This window comes from Micromonospora globbae, assembly GCF_036184225.1.
Classification (GTDB): domain Bacteria; phylum Actinomycetota; class Actinomycetes; order Mycobacteriales; family Micromonosporaceae; genus Micromonospora; species Micromonospora globbae.
The window spans coordinates 782,182-800,846 of sequence record NZ_CP108084.1; the positions used below are offsets into that span (position 1 = coordinate 782,182).

An 18,665-nucleotide genomic window follows, 5' to 3' on the forward strand; every position below is an offset into this window, starting at 1 on the left:
GGCGGTCGCGGGCCGGCCGTGGCCGGCGCGCCGTGCTGCCGGCCGGAGTGAGCGTGACGGCCATGTCAGACCCCCCGGTCCTGGCGCTCGCTGCGGTTCTGCATCCAGATGAAGACCACGGCCACCACGATGATGATCAGGGTGAGCACCGTGGAGATCGCGGAGCCGTAGCCGACCTGGAGCTTCTTGAAGAACGTGTAGTAGGCGAAGTACGACGGCACGTTGGTGGCGTTCTCGGGCCCGCCGCGGGTGAGCGCGAACACCGGGCCGAACACCTTCAACGCGGCGATCGTGCAGGTCAGGGCCACCACGAAGGTCTCCGGCCGGATCTGGGCCAGGGTGATGGCCCGGAACCGGTGGAACCAGCCGGCCCCGTCGACCTCGGCCGCCTCGTACAGTTCCGGGTCGACGCGTTGCAGGGCCGCCATGAAGACGACCACCGGGTAACCGATCTGGACCCAGATCATCACCGCCATGACGCTGGGCAGGGCGGTCTTCGGGTCGCCCAGCCAGTCGTGGCGCAGCGCGCCGAGGCCGACCGCGTCCAGCAGGCCGTTGAACGCGCCGTCCGGCCGCAGGATCCAGCCCCAGACGATGCCGGCCACCACGACCGGCAGCACCTGCGGCAGGTAGAACGCCGCGCGCAGTGCGGCGGCGGTCCGCGGCCGGAACCTCCGCCCGATGACGTCGAAGAGCACGGCGGCGAGCACCAGGCCCACGAGGGTCGGCACCACGACCATCGCGACGATCATGGCGAGCGTGTTCCGGAACGACGTCCAGAACACCTCGTCCTCGAGGAGGTGCCGGTAGTTGTCCAGCCCGATGAAGGTGGGGTCGCCGACGCCGGACCACTTCGTCAGTGAGAAGTAGACGGTGCCGACGAGCGGTGCGCCGATGACGAGCACGAACAGCACGGCGCCGGGCAGCAGGTAGAGCCAGTACCCGGCCCGGCCGCCGCGGCGGCGCGGACGGCGGGTGACGGCTGTCTCGGGTGGCGTGGCGGGCCGTCGCGGGCCGGCCACGGTCTCGGGGAGTGCCATGGGAGATCCTTCCCGGCGGGGTGGACGCGCCGGCGGGGACCGGACGCGTCCACCCCGGGCCGTGTCACTTGCCGGTGATCTCCTTGACGCCGTCGGCGTACGGCTTGGCGATCGCGTCGAGCACCTGGTCGGGCGTCCTGGACCCGTTGATCAGGCCCTGGAACCCGGAGACCAGCACGTCGTAGTAGCCGGGCACCGGCCAGTCCGGGTAGAAGGCCAGGCCGTCCTGCTGGCTGACGGTGTTGAAGTTCTCGATGAGCTTCTTGTCCTTCGGGTCGCTGATCTGCGACGCGTCCGCGGCCACCGGGACGCCGCCGTTGTTGCCGATCAGCGCCTGGACCTCCGGGCGCAGGGTGATGTCGATGAAGTCGTACGCGAGGCTCTTGGCCTTGCTGTTGGCGGGGACCACCCAGAGGTTGCCCGACGAGCCGGCGTGGAGCTTGTTGCCCGGGAACAGGAACGAGTCCCAGTTGAACCTGATCTCGTCCTTGAAGCGGCCGTACCACCAGCTGCCGGAGACGATCATCGGGGCCTTGCCGGAGATGAAGGCGGTGCCCATGTCCTCGGCCTTCAGGCTGGCGGCGTCCTTGGCGACGTAGCCCTTGCGCACCCAGTCGGCGAAGGTCTCCGCGCCGTACTTCAGCGGGTCGGCCTTGAAGTCCACCGGGTTCTTGTAGAGCTGGTAGTCGTCGACGAACGCGCGGTCGGCCTTCGACAGCGCGAGCTGGTAGAAGAGCTGCCCGGCCGGGTACTCGGCGCCCGCCTCCGCCAGCGGGGTGACGCCCTTGCTGACGAAGGTGTCCATGGCCCGGGTCATCTCGTCGAGCGTCGTCGGGACGGTGACGCCGTACTTGTCGAAGAGGTCCTTGTTGTAGTAGACCATCACGAACTCGCCGTAGTTCGGCACGCCGTACCAGTTGCCCGAGCCCATGACGCCCTTGTCGTCGTACCGGGCGGTGGTCTGGAGGCTGGGGCTGAGCTTGTCGCCCCAGCCGCGCTTCTCGGCCTCGTCGGTGAGGTCGGTGAGCAGGCCCTGGGAGGAGAGCAGGCCGGCGGTGGCGTTGCCCTTGTTGTACTCCATGATGTCCGGGCCCTCGGACGAGTTGATGATCATGCCGGCGTTCTGCTGGATCTGCTCGAACGCCTTGCGCTCGAACTGCACCTCGACGCCCGGGTGCTCGTCCTTGAAGATCTGGATCGCCCGGTCCCAGGCGACACCCATGGCGCTGTTCGCGCTCTCGTAGTGCCAGAGCTTGAGGGTCTTGGCGTCGCTACCGTCGCCGCCCTCGTCGCCGCCGCACGCGGCGATCGTGGTCGTCGCGGTCGCGGCCAGCGCGACAGCGGCGACCAGCCTGCGGATTCGCCCCATTGCTATCCTCCTGGTGAGTATCGAGCCGGTACTTACCTGGCCCGTCGTCGCGTGGCAGCGCGGCGGCGGGCCGTTGCGTTCACGTGACCGGCGGGCCGGAGCCGGCCGGGTCGGTGCGGTCGCGCGCCCCGGCGGCCGGGCCGGTCGAGCCCCGGACCTCCAGCGCGCACGGGAGCAGTTGCTGGTGGGTGTCGCCGGCCCCCTCCAGGTGGCGGAGCAACGCCTCCACGGCGATGCGGCCGAGCGCCGAGCCGGGGGACGTCATGGCGGTCAGGGCCGGGTGGGCCAGCTCGGCCACCTGCGGCGAGGTGACCATCGAGACCACCGAGACGTCGCGGGGCACCGCGTGGCCGCGGGTGGCCAGCTCGCCGAGGATGCCGAAGATGGCGTTCTCGTTCATGGCGAGCACGGCCGTCAGGTCGGGCGCCTGCGCGAGGGCCGCGGTGAGCGCCGCCCGCCCGCCGGCGGCGCTGTCCTCGGCGGGGATCATGATCGGTGCGAGGCCGTGGTCGGCCATGGCCGCCACGAACGCGTCCCGGGTGCGGACGGCGGGCCCGTAGCCGGCGGCGATGGTGGCGGCCGAGTGGTTCACGTAGACGATCCGGCGGTGCCCGAGGCCGACGAGGTGGTCGACGGCCTCCCGGACGGTCTGCTCGAAGTCGATGTCGACGTACGACAGGCCGGTGGTGTCGCCCGTACGCCCGATGAGCACGAGCGGGACGCCGGCCTCCTGGAGGGCGGCGACCCGCCCGTCCTCCACCTGGACCTCCATCAGCACCGCGCCGTCGAGCATGCGCTGGCTCGCGAGCCGGCGCAGGTCGTCGACGTCACCGGCGCCGACGGGAGAGAGCACGAGGTGGTATCCGGCGGCGCTGGCCGCGGCGGCGGCCCCGGTCACGAAGGCGGTCTCGGTGGCCCCGAGGCCCCGCTCGTCCATCGGCATGAGCAGACCGACGATCCGGCTCCGCCGGCTCGCGAGCCCCCGGGCCATCGCGTTGGGCTGGTAGTCCAGCTCGGCCATGGCGGCGAGGACCTTGTCGCGGGTGGCCTGGGAGATGGGCCGGGCGCCGGTGAGCACGTACGAGACGGTGCTGACCGAGACGCGGGCGAGGCGGGCGACGTCGTGCATGGTGGCCACCGCACACCTCCCTCGGCCGGCAGTGGAACCGCTCCCAGGCGGTTGTCGAAACGTTTCGACTAACCGTTTCGACGAACGGTAGGGCACGTGTTACGACGACGTCAATAGGTGTTGTCGAGGTGGTGACGTCCGGGGCGTGACGGGTCCGCGTCGCCGGGTCGGGCCGCGTCTCCGGATCGGCAGTCACCCTCGGATCAGCCGTTCCCGGCGGCGACCGCGGGGCGGGGGCGGCCGGTGGCGGGGGTCGACGTCAGGTGGCGGGCGAGGGCCAGGGCCGCGAGGAGCGCCAGGAGCCCGCACACCCCCAGCCACCCGACGTGGGCGTACGCTCGCGCGCCGAGCCAGGAGCCCGCGCTGCCGCCGAGGTAGGCGCAGGTCATGTAGGCGGTGTTGACGCGGCTGCGCGCATCGGGGCGCAGGGCGTAGTTCCGTACCTGGTTGGCGACCATGCCGGACTGCATCCCGACGTCGAGCAGCAACGTGCCCAGCACCAGCGCCGCGAGGCCCACCGCACCGCCGAGACCGGCGAGCGCCAGCACGACGGCCGCGGCGACGACCCCGAGCAGGCACACGAGGTTCACCGCGTCGCTCCCGCGACGGTCCACGACGCGCCCCGCGAGCGGGGTGCACAGCATGGTCCCCGCGTTGACCAGGGCGAGCATCCCCACGGCCGGCGCGCCCAGGCCGTACGCCGGACCGGTCATGAGCAGTGCGACGGCGGTCCAGACCGCGGAGAACCCCGCGAACACCGTCGCCTGGTAGAAGCAGGAGCGGCGCAGGTCCGGTTCGGTACGCAGCACGCGCAGCGACTCGGCGAGCAGCGCCGGGTACCGGTGCCCCGACGGCGGTCGCGTACGGGGCAGGACGCGGGCCATGACCACCGCGATGAGCAGCACGGACACCGCTGCCATCAGGTACGGGGCCCGCCACCCGAACCAGTCGCCGACTGCGCCGGCCACGGTGCGGGACAGCAGCATGCCGCCGATCGAGCCGCTCAGCAGCGTGCCGCTGACCGCGCCACGCCGGTCGTCGGCGACGAGGCCCGCCGCCATCGGGCCGATGATCGGCGCGACCACGGTCGTGACCCCGACGAGAGCGCTCGCCCCGACGAGTGGCGGCAGCGCGGGCGCGCCACTCGCGGCGAGCAGGCCGAACCCGCTGAGACCGAGCAGGACGACGACCAGCCGGCGGTGCGGTAGCCGGTCACCGAGCGGCACCAGCAGGAAGATCCCGGCGGCGTAGCCGAACTGCACAGCGGTCACCACCAGGGCGGCCGAGTCGGCGTCGACGTGCAGACCGGCGCCGACCAGCGGGCTGATCGTCTGGGGGAAGTAGATGTTGCCGACGGCGACCCCGCAGGTGAGGGTGAGCAGCGCCAGCAGCCGGCGGCTCACCGGTGCGCCCCCGGTCCGGGAGGAACGCCCACGGCGGTCCACCGGCCTGGAAGCGACGTGGTGAACCCGGTGCCGCGCGCCGCACCCGTGACGATCGCCGTCGGGGGCCCGCCCGCGTTGCGGGTGGTCGTGTCGATGTGATCGGTCATGCCCCGAAGTCCACGGGACGGGCCGGCGATCCCCAACCGATGTAGCCTGTGCCTAAATGATCAGCTTCCTGCTCGGCGTCGAGGACCTCGCGGACACCCGCTTCGCGATCTCACCGATCCACGAGGCCGTGCTCAGTCTCCGGGTGTTGCGCGAGCCGGGCCTGTACGCGCTGCACCTGCCGTGGCGCCGGTCGGTGGTCGACCGGATCGACGCGTCGACGGCCGACACGCTGCTGTCCCTCGTCGGGCCGGACCGTGCGCTCCCGGACTTCCTCACACCCCGGCCGACCGAGTTCGCCGCGCCGTTCGAGGACGAGTTGGCCGTCGTGCGGCGGACCGCCCCCGACATCGTCCGCCGCGACGTGCGGGCCGCGTACCCGCGCGGGCGGCTGCCGGCCGCCCTCCGTGCGGTGACCGGCGCCGACGACGAGGCGGTGTGCGCGCTCCGCGACGCCATCTGCGACCACCTCCAGCGCTACTGGGAGGCCGCGATCAAGCCGGCCTGGCCGCGCATGCGGCTCGTCCTGGAGGCGGACATGACCTACCGCGCCCGGCAACTGGCCGTCGGAGGCGCCCGCCTGCTCTTCGCCGACATGCACCCGAACCTGTGGTGGCGCGACGGGGTCCTGTACATCGACAAGATGATCGGCCGGCACCACGTGGCAGCGGCCGGCCGGGGACTGCTCCTGGTGCCGTCGATCTTCTCCCACAAGCCGGCGCCGCCCGTCGGCCGCGACGAGCCGCCGCTGCTCGCGTACCCCTGCCGCGGGGTCGCGACCCTCTGGGCGTCGGCGCCGGCCGTCGACGCGACCGCCCTCACCTCGCTCCTCGGGGCGCCCCGGGCGCGGCTGCTCCACCTCCTCGCCGAGCCGCTCCCCACGGTGGAGATCGCTCGCCGGCTCGCCGTGACGCCCAGCGCCGTCTCCCAGCACCTGCGGGTCCTCCACGCGACGGGCCTGGTCACCCGGGCCCGCGACGGGCGGCACGTGCTGTACCGGCGCAGTCCACTGGGTGACCAGTTGGCCGACCCGTCGGCGGGGCGGTGACCCGGTGGATCAGGATGCACGTGGCCGCCGACGTCGAAGGAGAGCCCGACATGAGTGACCCGGTCCTCGACCTCCGTGGCGTGACGTTCCGCCGCGACGGCAACCAGATCCTCCACGGCATCGACCTGACCGTCCGGGTCGGCGAGCACTGGGCGCTCCTGGGACCGAACGGCGCGGGCAAGAGCACGATCCTCGGCTTCTGCGGAGCGCGGACCCACCCCACGTCCGGCACCGTCGACGTGCTCGGACGCAGGCTGGGACGGGTCGAACTCCAGGAGTTGCGACGCCACATCGGGCACGTCGACCCGCGCCACCCCCTGCGCTCACCGCTCACGGTCACGGAGGTCGTGCTCACCGGGATCACCGGCACCATCGAGGTGCCCCTGCGGTGGGCGCCCACCAGGGAGCAGGCGGACCGGGTGGAGGCGCTCGTCGCCGAGGTCGGGCTGTCCGCGCGCCGCTCCGCCCCGTGGCCCACGCTGTCCCAGGGCGAGCGCGGGCGCGCCCTGATCGCGCGGGCGCTCGCCGCCGACCCGCGACTGCTGCTCCTCGACGAACCCACCACCGGCCTCGACGTCGCCGCCCGGGAACAGCTCCTCGAGACGATCGACGTGCTCGCGCACTCCGCGCCGGAGTTGGCCTCCGTCCTCGTCACACACCACCTGGAGGAGCTTCCGGAGACGACGACGCACGCCCTCCTCGTCTCGGAGGGCCGGACCGTCGCGGCCGGGCCGGTCGACGCCGCCCTGACGACCGAGACCGTCACCCGGGCGTTCGCGCACCCGATCATCGTCGAACGGGAGAACGGCAGGTGGAGCGCCCGAGCCGCCCGCCACCTCCAGACCACCTGACCCACCCGTGTCCCGGCCGGGTCGGAGCGGGCACCGCGGCCCAGGCGGCGCCGGGGGTCAGGGCAGGTCGAACAGGGTGGCGGTGTTGGCCCAGCACACCGCCCGCAGCCAGTCGTCGCCGAGGTCGAGCCGGGCCAGCCCGGCCAGCTGCTCCGCGTACGGGTAGGGGATGTTCGGGAAGTCGCTGCCGAGCAGCACCTTGCCGGCGAGGCCCAGGTCACGCAACCGGGGCAGCTCGTCGGCAGGGAACGGCACGAACCGGTCGAAGAACGACGTGAACGCCATCGTGGTGTCCAGCCGGACGTGCGGGTGGGAGGCGGCGAGGTCGAGGAACGCGCGGTAGTCCGGGGCGCCGAGGTGGGCCACCACCGCGGCCAGCGACGGGTGGCGGGCGAGGAGCGCCGCGAACGGTTCCGGCCCGGTGTGCGCCGTGCCGACGGGAGCGTGCCCGGCGTGCACCACCACCGGTACGCCGGCCTCGGCGAGCAGCCCCCACACGGGATCGAGCGCCGGGTCGGTGGGGGCGAACCCGCCGACCTGGATGTGCACCTTGAACACGCGGGCGCCGGCGTCCAGCGCCTCGGCGACGTACCGGGGAGCCTCCGGCTCGGGGAAGAACGTGGCCGAGGGGAGGCACTCCGGCGTGGTCCGCGCGAAGTCCAGCGTCCACCGGTTGAGGTCGGCGGCCATCCCCGGCCGGTGGGCGTACGCCAGCGCGGTGAACGCCCGCACCCCGAGCCGGCGCAGGTGGGCGACCCGGTCGGCGTCGCTCCACCGGTAGCGGATCGGCCACTCGGTGCCGACCAGCGGCCCGGCCGCGTCGAAGTACGCCCACACCCGGCGCAGCAGCCGTGGCGGCAGGAAGTGGGTGTGCACGTCGGCCAGCCCGGGCAGCCCGAGCCCACGCCAGAACGCGGGCACCCCCGCGTCGGCGGCGTCGCCCGGGGACCCGTCGCGCTCGTCCCCGGCCGAGTCCGGAGCCGGCGCGGCGGTCATATCTCGATGTCGAACCGGTTCAGCACCGGACGCGCCACGAGCCCGGCCGCGGCGAGCACCGCCACGACCGTCATCACCGCCCGGAGCACGACCACCTCGGCCTTGCTGCCGGTGCGCAGCGCGATCTTGTTGGGCAGGCCGACCATCGTCCACATCCGACGCTTGATCGGGATCGGCCAGAGGATCGGCACGCCGGCCCTGGTGATCATGTCGCCGAGGATGTGCACGAAACAGCCCACCCCGACGGCCAGGCCGATCATCGGATAGCCGCGCCCGCCCGGCAGGTTCGCGTAGGTGAACCAGGCCGCGGCCAGCGACAGCAGGGTGACGACCACCCAGCCGGCGCGCTCGGCCCACTCGTCGAACAGGCCGCGCAGCGCGAGCCCGATCATGAAGAAGAGGATCCCGATGACGGCCCACTTGCCGTACGCGGTGCAGAGGGCCGTGGTGCCCCAGCCGACCAGCACGGTGAAGGGGATCGTGTGGGTCAGGGTGCGGTGGCCGTTGTTCCGTTTCGGATCCCGGCTCAGCTTCGTGGCGTAGTAGACGCCGAGCGACACCTTCTCCATGACCTCGGCGAAGAAGAGGCTGACCACGCCGAAGGTGCGCGCCACCGTGGCGCCGCCCTGGTTACGGGTCACCTTGCCGGACAGGTCGAGGTCGGGGAAGAGCGCCCCGCCGGCGCAGACCGCCGTGCCCACGGCCAGCGCGAGCGGCGACTGATGGTAGTCGGCGAACTGGTCCAGCGCCCAGGACCCGGTCAGCCACACCGCCGCGCCGGAGAGCGCGTGCGAGGGACCCATCATGTCGGCTCACCCTCCTCAGGGATCTTGAGCGCCCGAGCGAGATCACTCTAGTCACATCCCGCGCCGGTGCGGAAACCCCCGGACATCCACTGAGGAGGGACTCAGAGCGCCGGTGTGAAGCTCTGCCGGATCATGGGGAAGTATGTCGCGTTGACCTGCCAGTCGAACTCTTTTGTCAACCATGAGACGGTGTACGCGCGGCCGGCCGAGGTGTTCGCGAGCAGCCGTGCGGTGTGGACCCGCTCGCCGGCCGGGTTGAGCCAGGCGCACTCCCAGACCGCCCCACCGTCGAAGATGTCCATGGGGGAGATGTCGACCCGGCGGTAGCCCGGCAGCGCCCCGTCACCGGTCAGCCGCCGCTCCTCGGCCCGCCACCACGCCACCGGGTCGGCGCGGGCGACGCTCGCCTCGACGCTGAGCACCCGGGTGCCGCCCGGTTCCCGGAAGCAGGTGACCGCGTCCTCGGTCCAGTGCAGCCAGGCGATCGGCGCGGCGATCTGGAAGCCGGTCGGATCCGTGTACCACGTCCAGCCCGGCACCAGCCGGAAGCGGGCACCGGGTGGCGGCGGCACCGACGGCACCGGGCTGGCCGCCGCGGGCGGGGCGGCCACACAGGCGAAGGCGGCCGCCGGGCGGGTGGGGCCGATGCCGGCACCCGTCCCCGACGGTTCCCTCTCGGACCGGTCGCGGGCGGCCATCGCCAGTCCCGTGCCGACGGCGGCCAGCAGCGCGGTCGCGGCGGCCGCGACGCCGACCGCGACGCGCTGGCCGCGCCGCGCTCGCGTTCCGGACCGTCCCGCCGGCGCGGCCCGTTCCGCCGCCGGCCCGGCCGGGTCCGGAGCCGCCCGCCGGGTCGGGCCGGGAGCTGGCGGTCGGGTCGGGTCCGGAGCCGCCGGTCGGGTCGGTGCCGGTGTCGCCGTGGCGGCCCTGCGCAGCAGCGGTTCCGCCTCGACGGCGGTCAGCCGCCGCCACGGGTCGCGCTGCAACAGACCGGTGAGGACCGGGCGCAGCGGCCCGGCCCGGCGCATCGGGTCCGGAGGGTCGGTGGCCAGGGCGGAGAGCGTCGCCATGGCGCTGTCCCGGGCGTACGGGGGCTGGCCCTCGACGGCCGCGTAGAGCGTCGCGCCGAGCGACCACAGGTCGGTACGTGGGTCGGAGATCCCGTCGCGCGCCCGTTCGGGTGCCACGAAGTGCGGCGAGCCGAGGATCATCCCGGGGCCGGTCATCGCGGCGTCCCCACCGGTGAACGTGGCCAGGCCGAAGTCGGTGAGCACCACCCGCCCGTCCGTGGCCACCAGCACGTTGTGCGGCTTCACGTCGCGGTGGAGCACTCCCGCGGTGTGGGCGGCGCGCAGCGCGGCGAGCACGGCCAGCCCGATCCGGGCGGTCCGGGCCGGGCTCAGCGGGCCGTCGACGGCGAGGATCTGCTGCAGCGAGCGGGACTCGACGTACTCCATCACGATCCACGGACTGTCCCGGTCGTGCACCACGTCGTAGATCCGCACCACGTTGGGGTGGCTCAGCCGGGCGGCGGTGCGCGCCTCGCGCAGCGTACGGCGCCGCAGGTCGTCGCGCTCGGCCTCGCCAAGCCAGACCGGCGGCACGATCTCCTTGACCGCGACGTCGCGGTGCAGCAGCTCGTCGCGGGCCCGCCAGACTCTGCCCATGCCACCGGTGCCGACCAGGTCGACCAGCCGGTACCGGCCCGCGATCAGCAGCTGGTGCACGCTCGCGTTCCCCCTCGGTCACCCCCGGTTACACCATAGCTACCGACCCTCGTTTCCTCATCAGTGCGCGTTCGGCGGTTCGTCGCGCCGCCGGGGGCGGGCGGAGTGGGGGCCACGGAGGCGGGCGGAGTGGGGGCCACGGAGGCGGGCACAAACCCGGTGAACGTGAGCGCCGGTGGCTGTTACGGTGCTGCCATGCGTACGTCCTCCGTCCCGGTCATGATGCCCCGCCAGCGGGGCTGTTGACGCGGGACGGATGACGTCACGAGGCCCCGGTCACGGGGCCTCGATTCACGTGCGGGTCGGAGCCCCGGCGCTTTTCCAGGAGGTTCCGATGCCCGACAGGTTCTATGTGACCACCACGATCCCCTACGTCAACGCCCGCCCGCACCTCGGGTTCGCGCTGGAACTCGTGCAGGCCGACGTGCTGGCCCGGCACCGGCGCCAACGCGGCGACGAGGTGCGGTTCCTGACCGGAACCGACGACAACTCGCTCAAGAACGTGCTGGCGGCCGAGGCCGAGGGCCTGCCGACCCAGGATCTCGTCGACCGCAACGCCGCCGCGTTCGAGGCCCTGCGCGAACCGTTGGCGCTGTCCTTCGACGACTTCATCCGCACGAGCCGGGACCCTCGGCACCGCTCCGGGGTGGAACGCCTCTGGCGCGCCTGCGCGGCGTCCGGGGATCTCTACCGGAAGCACTACGAGGGGCTGTACTGCGTGGGGTGCGAACAGTTCTACACGGAGGCCGAGCTTCGCGACGGGCGCTGCCCGGAGCACGACACCGCGCCCCAGCGCGTCACCGAGCGGAACTGGTTCTTCCGCCTGTCCCGCTACCAGGACCGGCTCCACGACCTGATCGAGAGTGGGCGGTTGAGGATCGAACCGGCGGCGCGCCGCAACGAGGTGCTCAGCTTCATCGCGGCCGGCCTCGACGACTTCAGCGTCTCCCGTTCGCAGACCCGCGCCCGTGGCTGGGGCATCCCGGTGCCCGGTGACCCCGACCAGGTCGTCTACGTGTGGTGGGACGCCCTGGGCAACTACGTCACCGCGCTCGACTACGCCCACCACGGCCCCGACTACCGGCGCTGGTGGGCGGACAGCCCCCGTCGGGTGCACCTGCTCGGCAAGGGCGTCGTGCGCTTCCACGCCGTGTACTGGCCGGCGATGCTGCTGTCGGCGGGCGAACCCCTGCCCACCGACATCCTCGTCCACGACTACCTGACCGCCGACGGCAGGAAGATCAGCAAGTCGACGGGCGTCGCCGTCGATCCCGTCGACCTCGTCGCCCGGTTCGGGACCGACCCGGTGCGGTGGTGGCTGCTGCGTGAGGTGCCGCGGGTGGGTGACGCGGACTTCACCGTCGAGAAGCTCGTCGACCGCGCCAACGGCGACCTCGCCGACGACCTGGGCAACCTCGTGAACCGCGTCGTCACGATGGTGCACCGCTACCGTGCCGGTCGACCCCCGACCGGCACCGGGGAGCCGGCTGACGCGCAGCGGCTGACGACCGCCTCCCGGCAGGCGCCGCGCCTGGTCGCGGCGGCTCTGGACGCCTTCGACTTCCGGGCCGCCACCGCCGCGATCTGGAGCGTGGTCGAGGAGGCGAACCGCTTCGTCGAGCACGTGCGGCCCTGGCAGCTGTCCAGGGCCGAGGGCGACGGCGATCTCGACGCTGCCGCGAACCTCGACGCCGCTCTGGACGTCCTCGTCCGGGCCTGCCGGGCCCTCGCCGAGCTGATCGGACCCTTCCTCCCCGACACGGCCGGACGGATCGCCGCCCAGTGCACCCCGTCGGCGGGGCGGCTCCCCGACCCGCGACCGCTCTTCCCGAAGATCACGGCGTCGGCGCGCTGACCCGCGACGGGCCGCCGGGTGGCGGTGCCGCCTGCCACCCCCGACCGGCCGCCGGGGTGGCGGGTGCCGCCCACCACCCCGGCGGTGACGTCTCAGCTGGCCGCGCCCCCGCCGCCGAACAGGTTCCCCTCGGGGATCGCGATGCGCGGTGGCGCGCCGGCCACCCGGGCGGCCGCGCGGCGGGCCTGCGACGGCCCGTGCTCGCGGGCCGCGCGGGCGTAGGTGGCCGCCGTCCGCGCCGCGATGGTGGCCCACCCGTAGCGCTCGCCGACCATGGCCCGGGCCTGCCGGGCGACCCGCCGCGCGAAGACCTCGTCGGCGAGGAGCTGGTCGACCGCCCCGGCGAGGGCGTCCGGGTCGCTGTGCGGGAAGGTCACCCCGGTGACGCCGGGCTCGACGATCTCGGCGAGGCCGCCGGTGGCCGCCACGGCGAGCGGCGCGCCGGCGGCGGCCGCCTCGAGAGCCACCATGCCGAACGGTTCGTAGAGGCTGGGCACCACGGTCGCGTCGGTGGCCCCCAGCATCGCGGGCAGCTGCGTGGTGTCGAGGAAGCCGGTGAACCGTACGGTGTCCCCGAGCGCGAGCCGCCGGGCCTCCTCCTCCAGTTCGCCCCGGTACGGGCCGTCGCCGGCGATCACCACCCGCAGTCCCGGGTGCCGCCGCCGCAGGTGGGGCACGGCGTGGACCAGGTGCTGCACGCCCTTCTCGTAGACGAGACGGCCCGCGTACCCGACCAGCGGGCCGTCCGCCGCGAACCGCGCCCGGGCCGAGGCGACCGCCGGCGGCCGGGCCCGCCAGGCGCGGTCGTCGACCCCGTTGGGCACCACGTCCACCTGCCCCGCCGGCAGGTCGAAGAGCGTGGTGACCTGGTCGCGCATGTAGCCGGAGCAGGCGATGACGCGGCCGGATTCGGTGGTGAGCCAGTGTTCGACGGCGTGGATGGTGCGGTTCATCTCGTCGGGGAGCCAGCCTTGGTGTCGGCCGGCTTCGGTGGCGTGGATGGTGGTGACGAGGGGGAGGTCGAGGTGTTCGCGGAGGGTGATGGCGGTGTGGGCGACGAGCCAGTCGTGGGCGTGGATGACGTCGTAGGTGTCGGTGGTGGTGGCGTGGAGGGCGGCGCGGGTGAGGGTGTGGTTGAAGGCCATGGTCCAGGCGAGGAGGCTGGGGGTGGCCAGGGGGAAGGTGACGGGGTCTTCGGTGGCGCGGATGATGCGGACGCCGTCGGTGTATTCCTCGGTGGGTGCGCCGTCGGTGTGGCGGGTGACGACGGTGACGTGGTGGCCGGCGGCGGCGAGGGCGGTGGAGAGGGCGTGGACGTGTCGGCCGAGTCCGCCGACGAGCACCGGCGGGTACTCCCAGGACAGCATGAGCACCCTCTGGTGCCGGGCGGGGTGGATGTCGATCACGTCGGCGTCAGCGGACATGCGGCCCCCTCTGAGTTGTCTCCGGGCGCGCGCCGACCGGCACCCCTGCCGGTGCCCGTCGTCGCGTCTGGGATCGACACCCATCCTGCCGGCAACGGGCTAACCAGCGGAGACACACTCGTTGCGCTCGTGTAAAGCGCTAGCGACCCGACCGGCGCACCCGCAGCAGCTCGGCGACCGACCAGGCCTGGAACGGGCAGCCCGTCGCCGCGTGCGGCGCCAGCCCGTCGGCGGTCTCGCTCACCGAGCCGAGCCCGTACTCGGTCAGGTGGGCCTCCAGACCCACGAACAGCTCGTCGACGGGCACCTTCGCCCGCCGGCAGGCGTCCGCGTACGGGCCGACGAGCCACGGCCACACGGTGCCCTGGTGGTAGGCGCCGTCGCGCTCGGCCGGGCCGCCCCGGTGGCGGCCCACGAACTCCGGCGCGTCGGGGGCGAGGCTGCGCGGGCCGAGCGGGGTGAGCAGGGCGGCCGCGATTCGGCGCAGGGCCGGCTCGTCGGGCTCCAGCGGGGCGTACGGCAGGGACCAGGCCAGCAGCTGGTTGGGCCGCAGCGAGTCGTCGTCGTGGAACGCGCCCCCACCCAGGGGGTACGCGGGCGCGGGCGCGTCCACCACGTCGTACAGCCATCCCGGCGGGGCCGGGTAGCGCTCCCGGAACGCCGTGGTGGCCCGGGCGTGCATCCGGCGCAGCTCGTCGGCGTCCCGGCCGGACGCCTCCGCCAGCTCGGCGAGCCCCGCCAGCCCGTTGACCCAGAGCGCGTTGACCTCGACCGGCTTGCCGGCCCGCGGCGTGACCGGCACCCCGTGGACGCGGGCGTCCATCCAGGTCAGCGCGGCCCCCGGAGCGCCCTGGGTGAGCAGGCCGTCGGCCGGGTCGACGGCGATGCCGTACCGGGTGCCGGCCCGGTGCGCGTCGACCACCGCGAGCAGCGCCGGCAGCACCTCGGCGCCGAGGTCGGTGTCGCCGGTGAGCGCCACGTGCCGCTCCACCGCGTGCAGGAACCACAGCGTCGCGTCGACCGTGTTGTACTCCACCCGGCCCGTGTCGGCCGTGTTCGCGAGCATCCCCTCCGACAGCGTCGCCGCGTACGCGCGCAGCAGCTCCCGGCCGAGGTCGGCGCGGCCGGTCCGGAGGAACAGCCCCTCGTACGCGATCATCGTGTCGCGGGACCACGTGCCGAACCACGGGTAGCCGGCGACCACGTCGACCGGGGCGTCGCCGGTGCGCACCACGAAGGCGTCGGCGGCCAGCGCCAGCGTGGCCTCGACGTCGTCGCGGGGCGCCGCCTGCGCCACCACCTGCCGGTTGCGCCGGCGGGCGATCTCGACCACCTCGGCCGCCGGTGGCGGCTCCGGGGCCGGGTCGTGCTTCCAGGCCAGCACCGACACGGTGTCGCCGGGGCGGTCCAGCGTGCCGGAGAAGCGGCCCGCGTACCAGAGGTCCTCCGTGGGCGGCAGCCCGCGCGCCGCCTCCTCGCGGTGGTGCACGCCGAGCCACCACTGCCCCTCGGGTTCCCAGTTCGGGCCGGCGAGCCGGAACGCGTCCTCCACCACCGCGCCGCCGGCCACCGGCTCGACGCGCAGGCCGGGGCCGTCGGAGCGCCGCTCGCCGTGCGCGTCCCGCCAGGTGCAGGCGGCGGCCAGCTCCAGCCGCACCGGGCCGCCGGAGACGAGCCGGTGCACCACGGCCACGCACGAGCGGCCGGGCAGCATCGCGAGCTCCCGCTCGATCACCATGTCACCGGCGCGCCACCGCCACCGGGGCAGCCCGTCGACGAGCGCGAACCGCTCGAGCAGCTCGAACCCGCGCGGGTCCACCGCGCCGGAGGCCCACTCGTGCGCGCCGAGGCGCACCCGCGCGCCGGAGGGGAGCAGCACCGCCGGGTCGAGGCTCACGAGGCCCACCCGGCGGACCGCCGGCCGCTCGCCGGCCACCACGAGCAGCCCGTGGTAGCGGCGGGTGCGCAGCCCGCTCACCGTGCCCATGGCGTACCCGCCGACGCCGTCGGTCACCAGCCACTCCCGGGTCGCCCCGCTGGTCAGGTCGGTGCAGACCTGGGGGCCGAAGCGAATGTCGATCAACTTTCCTCCACCGTCGGCGGCGTGCCGCACACCACCGAGAGAATGACCGCTGTGGTCAACTACCCGGTCGGCGTCGAAGATGTGCAGGTGATCACTGACCCTTCGCCCTCCGACGCGCCGGCCCCCGACGCCGAGCGGATCCGGCTCGCCCAGGCCGACGCCGGGGAGCAGGACTGGCGCGCGTGGGGCCCCTACCTGTCCGAGCGGGCGTGGGGGACGGTGCGGGAGGACTACAGCGAGCACGGTACGGCCTGGGACTACTTCCCGCACGACCACGCCCGGTCCCGCGCGTACCGGTGGAACGAGGACGGCATGGCCGGCGTGTGCGACGACCGGCAGACGTTCTGTTTCGCGCTCGCCCTGTGGAACGGCGTGGACCCGATCCTCAAGGAGCGGATGTTCGGCCTCGGCGGCGACGGCGGCAACCACGGCGAGGACGTGAAGGAGTACTGGTGGTACGAGGACTCCACGCCCACCCACTCGTGGATGCGCTGGCGCTACCACTACCCCCAGGCGGCCTTCCCGTACGACGAGCTGGTCGCCGTGAACGCGCTGCGCGGCCGGGACGACACCGAGTACGAGCTGGTCGACACCGGCATCTTCGACGACGACCGGTACTGGGCGGTGACCGTCGACTACGCGAAGGCGTCCCCCACCGACCTGTGCATCGTGGTGACCGCCGCGAACCGGGGCGACCGGCCGGCCATCCTGCACGTGCTGCCGACGCTCTGGTTCCGCAACACGTGGGCCTGGGGGCTGCCGGGCGCCGACCGGGTGCCCCGGCTCGTGGGTGAGGGGTCGCGGCTCGTCGGCGAGCACTGGGTGCTCGGCCAACTGCTGCTGGAGGGCGACGGGGAGCCGACCCCGCTGCTGTGCGACAACGAGACCAACGCCGAGCGGCTCTGGGGGCTGCCGGGCCGCTCCCGCTACCCGAAGGACGGCATCAACGACCACGTCGTCAACGGGGCGGACACGGTCAACCCGGCGCGGGAGGGCACCAAGGGGGCGCTGCACTACGTGCTGGAGGTGCCGGCGGGCGGGCAGCGGCAGATCCGGTTGCGGCTGACGCGTACCGCCCCGCCGCCGGCCGACGTCCCGCCGCCGCCCGCGGACCTCGGGGACGGGTTCGACGCGGTGGTGTGGGCGCGGCGGGCCGAGGCGAACCGCTTCTTCGCCGGGGTGATCCCGCCGGCGGCGACACCGGACGAGGCACTCGTGGCGCGGCAGGCGATCGCCGGGCTGATGTGGGGCAAGCAGTTCTACCACTTCGACGTCAAGCGGTGGCTGGAGGGCGACCCGGCGTCGGCGCCGCCGCCGGCGGGTCGCCGGCACGGGCGCAACAGCCAGTGGTGGCACATGACCAGCTTCGACGTGATCTCCATGCCGGACCCGTGGGAGTACCCCTGGTACGCGGCCTGGGACCTGGCCTTCCACTGCGTGAGCATCGCCCGGGTCGACCCCGGTTTCGCCAAGTCGCAGGTGCTGCTCCTGCTCCGCGAGTGGTACCTGCACCCCAACGGGCAGATCCCCGCGTACGAGTGGGCGTTCGGGGACGTGAACCCGCCGGTGCACGCCTGGGCGGCGTTGAAGGTGTTCGAGATCGACGGCGGCCGTGACCACGAGTTCCTGGCCCGGGTCATGCACAAGCTGCTGCTCAACTTCACCTGGTGGGTCAACCGCAAGGACACCGGGGGCAACAACGTCTTCGAGGGCGGCTTCCTCGGGCTGGACAACGTCGGGCCGTTCGACCGCTCCGCGGCGCTGCCGGTGGCGGGCGTGCTGGAGCAGTCCGACGGCACCGGCTGGATGGCGATGTACGCGCTGAACCTGCTCGACATCGCGATCGTGCTGGCCGAGCACGACCGTACGTGGGTCGACACGGCCACGAAGTTCTTCGAGCACTTCGCGTACATCGCGGCGGCCGCCTACGAGCAGGGGCTGTGGGACGACGAGGACGCGTTCTTCTACGACGTGCTGCGGCTGCCCGACGGCACGAAGGTGCCGCTGAAGGTCCGCTCGGTGGTGGGGCTGCTGCCGCTCGCCGCCGTCACCCGGCTGACCGCCCGCACCCTGCACCACCTGCCCGAGCTGGGCGCGCGGCTGCGCTGGTTCCTCACCAACCGGCCCGAGTACGCCGGCGTGATCGGCGCCCGCCGGCTCGGCCCGGACGGGCGGCAGCAGCGCCTGCTGTCCATGGTCGGCCCCGAGCAGATGGTCCGCCTGCTGGCGCGGATGCTCGACACCGACGAGTTCCTCTCCGAGTACGGCCTGCGGACGCTCTCCCGGGCGCACCTCGACGAGCCGTTCTCGGTCACCCTCGGCGGGCAGGAGTTCCGCGTCGGCTACGAGCCGGCCGAGTCGACCAGTGGCCTGTTCGGCGGCAACTCGAACTGGCGCGGCCCGATCTGGATGCCGACGAACTTCCTGCTGGTCAGCGCGCTGCGCGACTACGCGGAGTTCTTCGGCGACGACCTCCAGATCGAGTACCCGACCCGGTCCGGCGTGAAGCGGACCCTCGCCGAGATCGCCGACGACCTCTCCGCCCGGCTGATCGCCCTGTTCACCCGGGACGGCTGGGGCCGGCGGCCGATCTACGGGGCCTGCCAGCTCTTCCAGACGCACCCCGACTGGCGGGATCTGATCGCCTTCCCGGAGTACTTCCACGGTGACAACGGCGCGGGCCTGGGCGCCTGGCACCAGACCGGGTGGACGGCGCTGGTCGCCGACCTGATCCTCACCCTGCGCCGCTGACCGCCAGTCGACAATCCGTCACCGGGACGCCACGGC

Annotated in this window: 13 protein-coding genes; 4 read left to right on the forward strand and 9 right to left on the reverse strand. The window is 73.4% G+C overall.

Annotated features, from left to right (window positions below):
- Nucleotides 1–65: 65 nt before the first annotated feature.
- From OG994_RS03515 to OG994_RS03530, 4 genes are all read right to left on the reverse strand, one after another.
- Nucleotides 66–1,040 (reverse strand): carbohydrate ABC transporter permease, encoded by a 975-nt coding sequence (locus OG994_RS03515; protein WP_328852162.1) that lies wholly within the window; start codon nt 1,038–1,040, stop codon nt 66–68.
- Nucleotides 1,041–1,104: 64 nt separating this feature from the next.
- The gene (locus OG994_RS03520) at nt 1,105–2,409 is read right to left on the reverse strand and encodes an ABC transporter substrate-binding protein (RefSeq protein WP_120326626.1); all 1,305 of its coding nucleotides are present in this window, start codon (nt 2,407–2,409) and stop codon (nt 1,105–1,107) included.
- A gap of 79 nt (nt 2,410–2,488) precedes the next feature.
- Nucleotides 2,489–3,538 carry a LacI family DNA-binding transcriptional regulator gene (locus tag OG994_RS03525; protein WP_240032767.1) on the reverse strand — a complete coding sequence of 350 codons (1,050 nt, stop codon included), beginning with the start codon at nt 3,536–3,538 and terminating at the stop codon, nt 2,489–2,491.
- 203 nt (nt 3,539–3,741) lie between these two features.
- Nucleotides 3,742–4,941, reverse strand: coding sequence for an MFS transporter (locus OG994_RS03530; protein WP_328852163.1), 1,200 nt, complete (start codon nt 4,939–4,941; stop codon nt 3,742–3,744).
- A 205-nt stretch (nt 4,942–5,146) separates the two neighbouring features.
- Here OG994_RS03530 and OG994_RS03535 point away from each other — a divergent pair, with 205 nt between their 5' ends.
- Together OG994_RS03535 and OG994_RS03540 are read left to right on the forward strand one after the other, a co-directional pair.
- On the forward strand, nt 5,147–6,136 hold the full coding sequence (locus OG994_RS03535; RefSeq protein WP_328852164.1) for an ArsR/SmtB family transcription factor: 990 nt from the start codon (nt 5,147–5,149) through the stop codon (nt 6,134–6,136).
- Nucleotides 6,137–6,186: 50 nt separating this feature from the next.
- Nucleotides 6,187–6,987 (forward strand): ABC transporter ATP-binding protein, encoded by an 801-nt coding sequence (locus tag OG994_RS03540; RefSeq protein ID WP_120326712.1) that lies wholly within the window; start codon nt 6,187–6,189, stop codon nt 6,985–6,987.
- Nucleotides 6,988–7,044: 57 nt separating this feature from the next.
- On the opposite strand, the gene OG994_RS03545 is transcribed toward OG994_RS03540, so the two are convergent.
- The 3 genes from OG994_RS03545 to OG994_RS03555 all read right to left on the reverse strand — a co-directional run bounded on the left by OG994_RS03545 (nt 7,045) and on the right by OG994_RS03555 (nt 10,456).
- The gene (locus OG994_RS03545) at nt 7,045–7,983 is read right to left on the reverse strand and encodes an amidohydrolase family protein (protein WP_328852165.1); all 939 of its coding nucleotides are present in this window, start codon (nt 7,981–7,983) and stop codon (nt 7,045–7,047) included.
- Complete coding sequence (locus OG994_RS03550) at nt 7,980–8,789, reverse strand: metal-dependent hydrolase (protein WP_120326621.1); 810 nt, start codon at nt 8,787–8,789, stop codon at nt 7,980–7,982. Before OG994_RS03550 ends, OG994_RS03545 begins: the two co-directional genes overlap by 4 nt.
- Nucleotides 8,790–8,890: 101 nt before the next feature.
- Nucleotides 8,891–10,456, reverse strand: coding sequence for a serine/threonine-protein kinase (locus OG994_RS03555; protein ID WP_407942593.1), 1,566 nt, complete (start codon nt 10,454–10,456; stop codon nt 8,891–8,893).
- A 394-nt stretch (nt 10,457–10,850) separates the two neighbouring features.
- Here OG994_RS03555 and OG994_RS03560 point away from each other — a divergent pair, with 394 nt between their 5' ends.
- Complete coding sequence (locus OG994_RS03560) at nt 10,851–12,371, forward strand: methionine--tRNA ligase (RefSeq protein WP_328852167.1); 1,521 nt, start codon at nt 10,851–10,853, stop codon at nt 12,369–12,371.
- A 92-nt stretch (nt 12,372–12,463) separates the two neighbouring features.
- Here the strand turns inward: OG994_RS03560 and OG994_RS03565 are convergent, their stop codons facing one another.
- Both OG994_RS03565 and OG994_RS03570 read right to left on the reverse strand, forming a co-directional pair.
- Complete coding sequence (locus OG994_RS03565; RefSeq protein WP_328852168.1) at nt 12,464–13,795, reverse strand: glycosyltransferase family 4 protein; 1,332 nt, start codon at nt 13,793–13,795, stop codon at nt 12,464–12,466.
- A gap of 139 nt (nt 13,796–13,934) precedes the next feature.
- On the reverse strand, nt 13,935–15,878 hold the full coding sequence (locus OG994_RS03570) for an amylo-alpha-1,6-glucosidase (RefSeq protein ID WP_328852169.1): 1,944 nt from the start codon (nt 15,876–15,878) through the stop codon (nt 13,935–13,937).
- A 42-nt stretch (nt 15,879–15,920) separates the two neighbouring features.
- Between OG994_RS03570 and OG994_RS03575 the strand changes: the two genes are divergently transcribed.
- The gene (locus tag OG994_RS03575) at nt 15,921–18,629 is read left to right on the forward strand and encodes an MGH1-like glycoside hydrolase domain-containing protein (RefSeq protein WP_328852170.1); all 2,709 of its coding nucleotides are present in this window, start codon (nt 15,921–15,923) and stop codon (nt 18,627–18,629) included.
- Nucleotides 18,630–18,665 lie beyond the last annotated feature (36 nt).

Excerpts from the sequence above, each read along its gene's own strand:
- OG994_RS03515 (WP_328852162.1), bottom strand. The coding sequence starts at position 1,040 with ATGGCACTCCCCGAGACCGTGGCCGGCCCGCGACGGCCCGCCACGCCA.
- OG994_RS03520 (WP_120326626.1), bottom strand. The coding sequence starts at position 2,409 with ATGGGGCGAATCCGCAGGCTGGTCGCCGCTGTCGCGCTGGCCGCGACC.
- OG994_RS03525 (WP_240032767.1), bottom strand. The coding sequence starts at position 3,538 with ATGCACGACGTCGCCCGCCTCGCCCGCGTCTCGGTCAGCACCGTCTCG.
- OG994_RS03535 (WP_328852164.1), top strand. The coding sequence starts at position 5,147 with ATGATCAGCTTCCTGCTCGGCGTCGAGGACCTCGCGGACACCCGCTTC.
- OG994_RS03540 (WP_120326712.1), top strand. The coding sequence starts at position 6,187 with ATGAGTGACCCGGTCCTCGACCTCCGTGGCGTGACGTTCCGCCGCGAC.
- OG994_RS03545 (WP_328852165.1), bottom strand. The coding sequence starts at position 7,983 with ATGACCGCCGCGCCGGCTCCGGACTCGGCCGGGGACGAGCGCGACGGG.
- OG994_RS03550 (WP_120326621.1), bottom strand. The coding sequence starts at position 8,789 with ATGATGGGTCCCTCGCACGCGCTCTCCGGCGCGGCGGTGTGGCTGACC.
- OG994_RS03555 (WP_407942593.1), bottom strand. The coding sequence starts at position 10,456 with ATGGGCAGAGTCTGGCGGGCCCGCGACGAGCTGCTGCACCGCGACGTC.
- OG994_RS03560 (WP_328852167.1), top strand. The coding sequence starts at position 10,851 with ATGCCCGACAGGTTCTATGTGACCACCACGATCCCCTACGTCAACGCC.
- OG994_RS03565 (WP_328852168.1), bottom strand. The coding sequence starts at position 13,795 with ATGTCCGCTGACGCCGACGTGATCGACATCCACCCCGCCCGGCACCAG.
- OG994_RS03575 (WP_328852170.1), top strand. The coding sequence starts at position 15,921 with ATGACCGCTGTGGTCAACTACCCGGTCGGCGTCGAAGATGTGCAGGTG.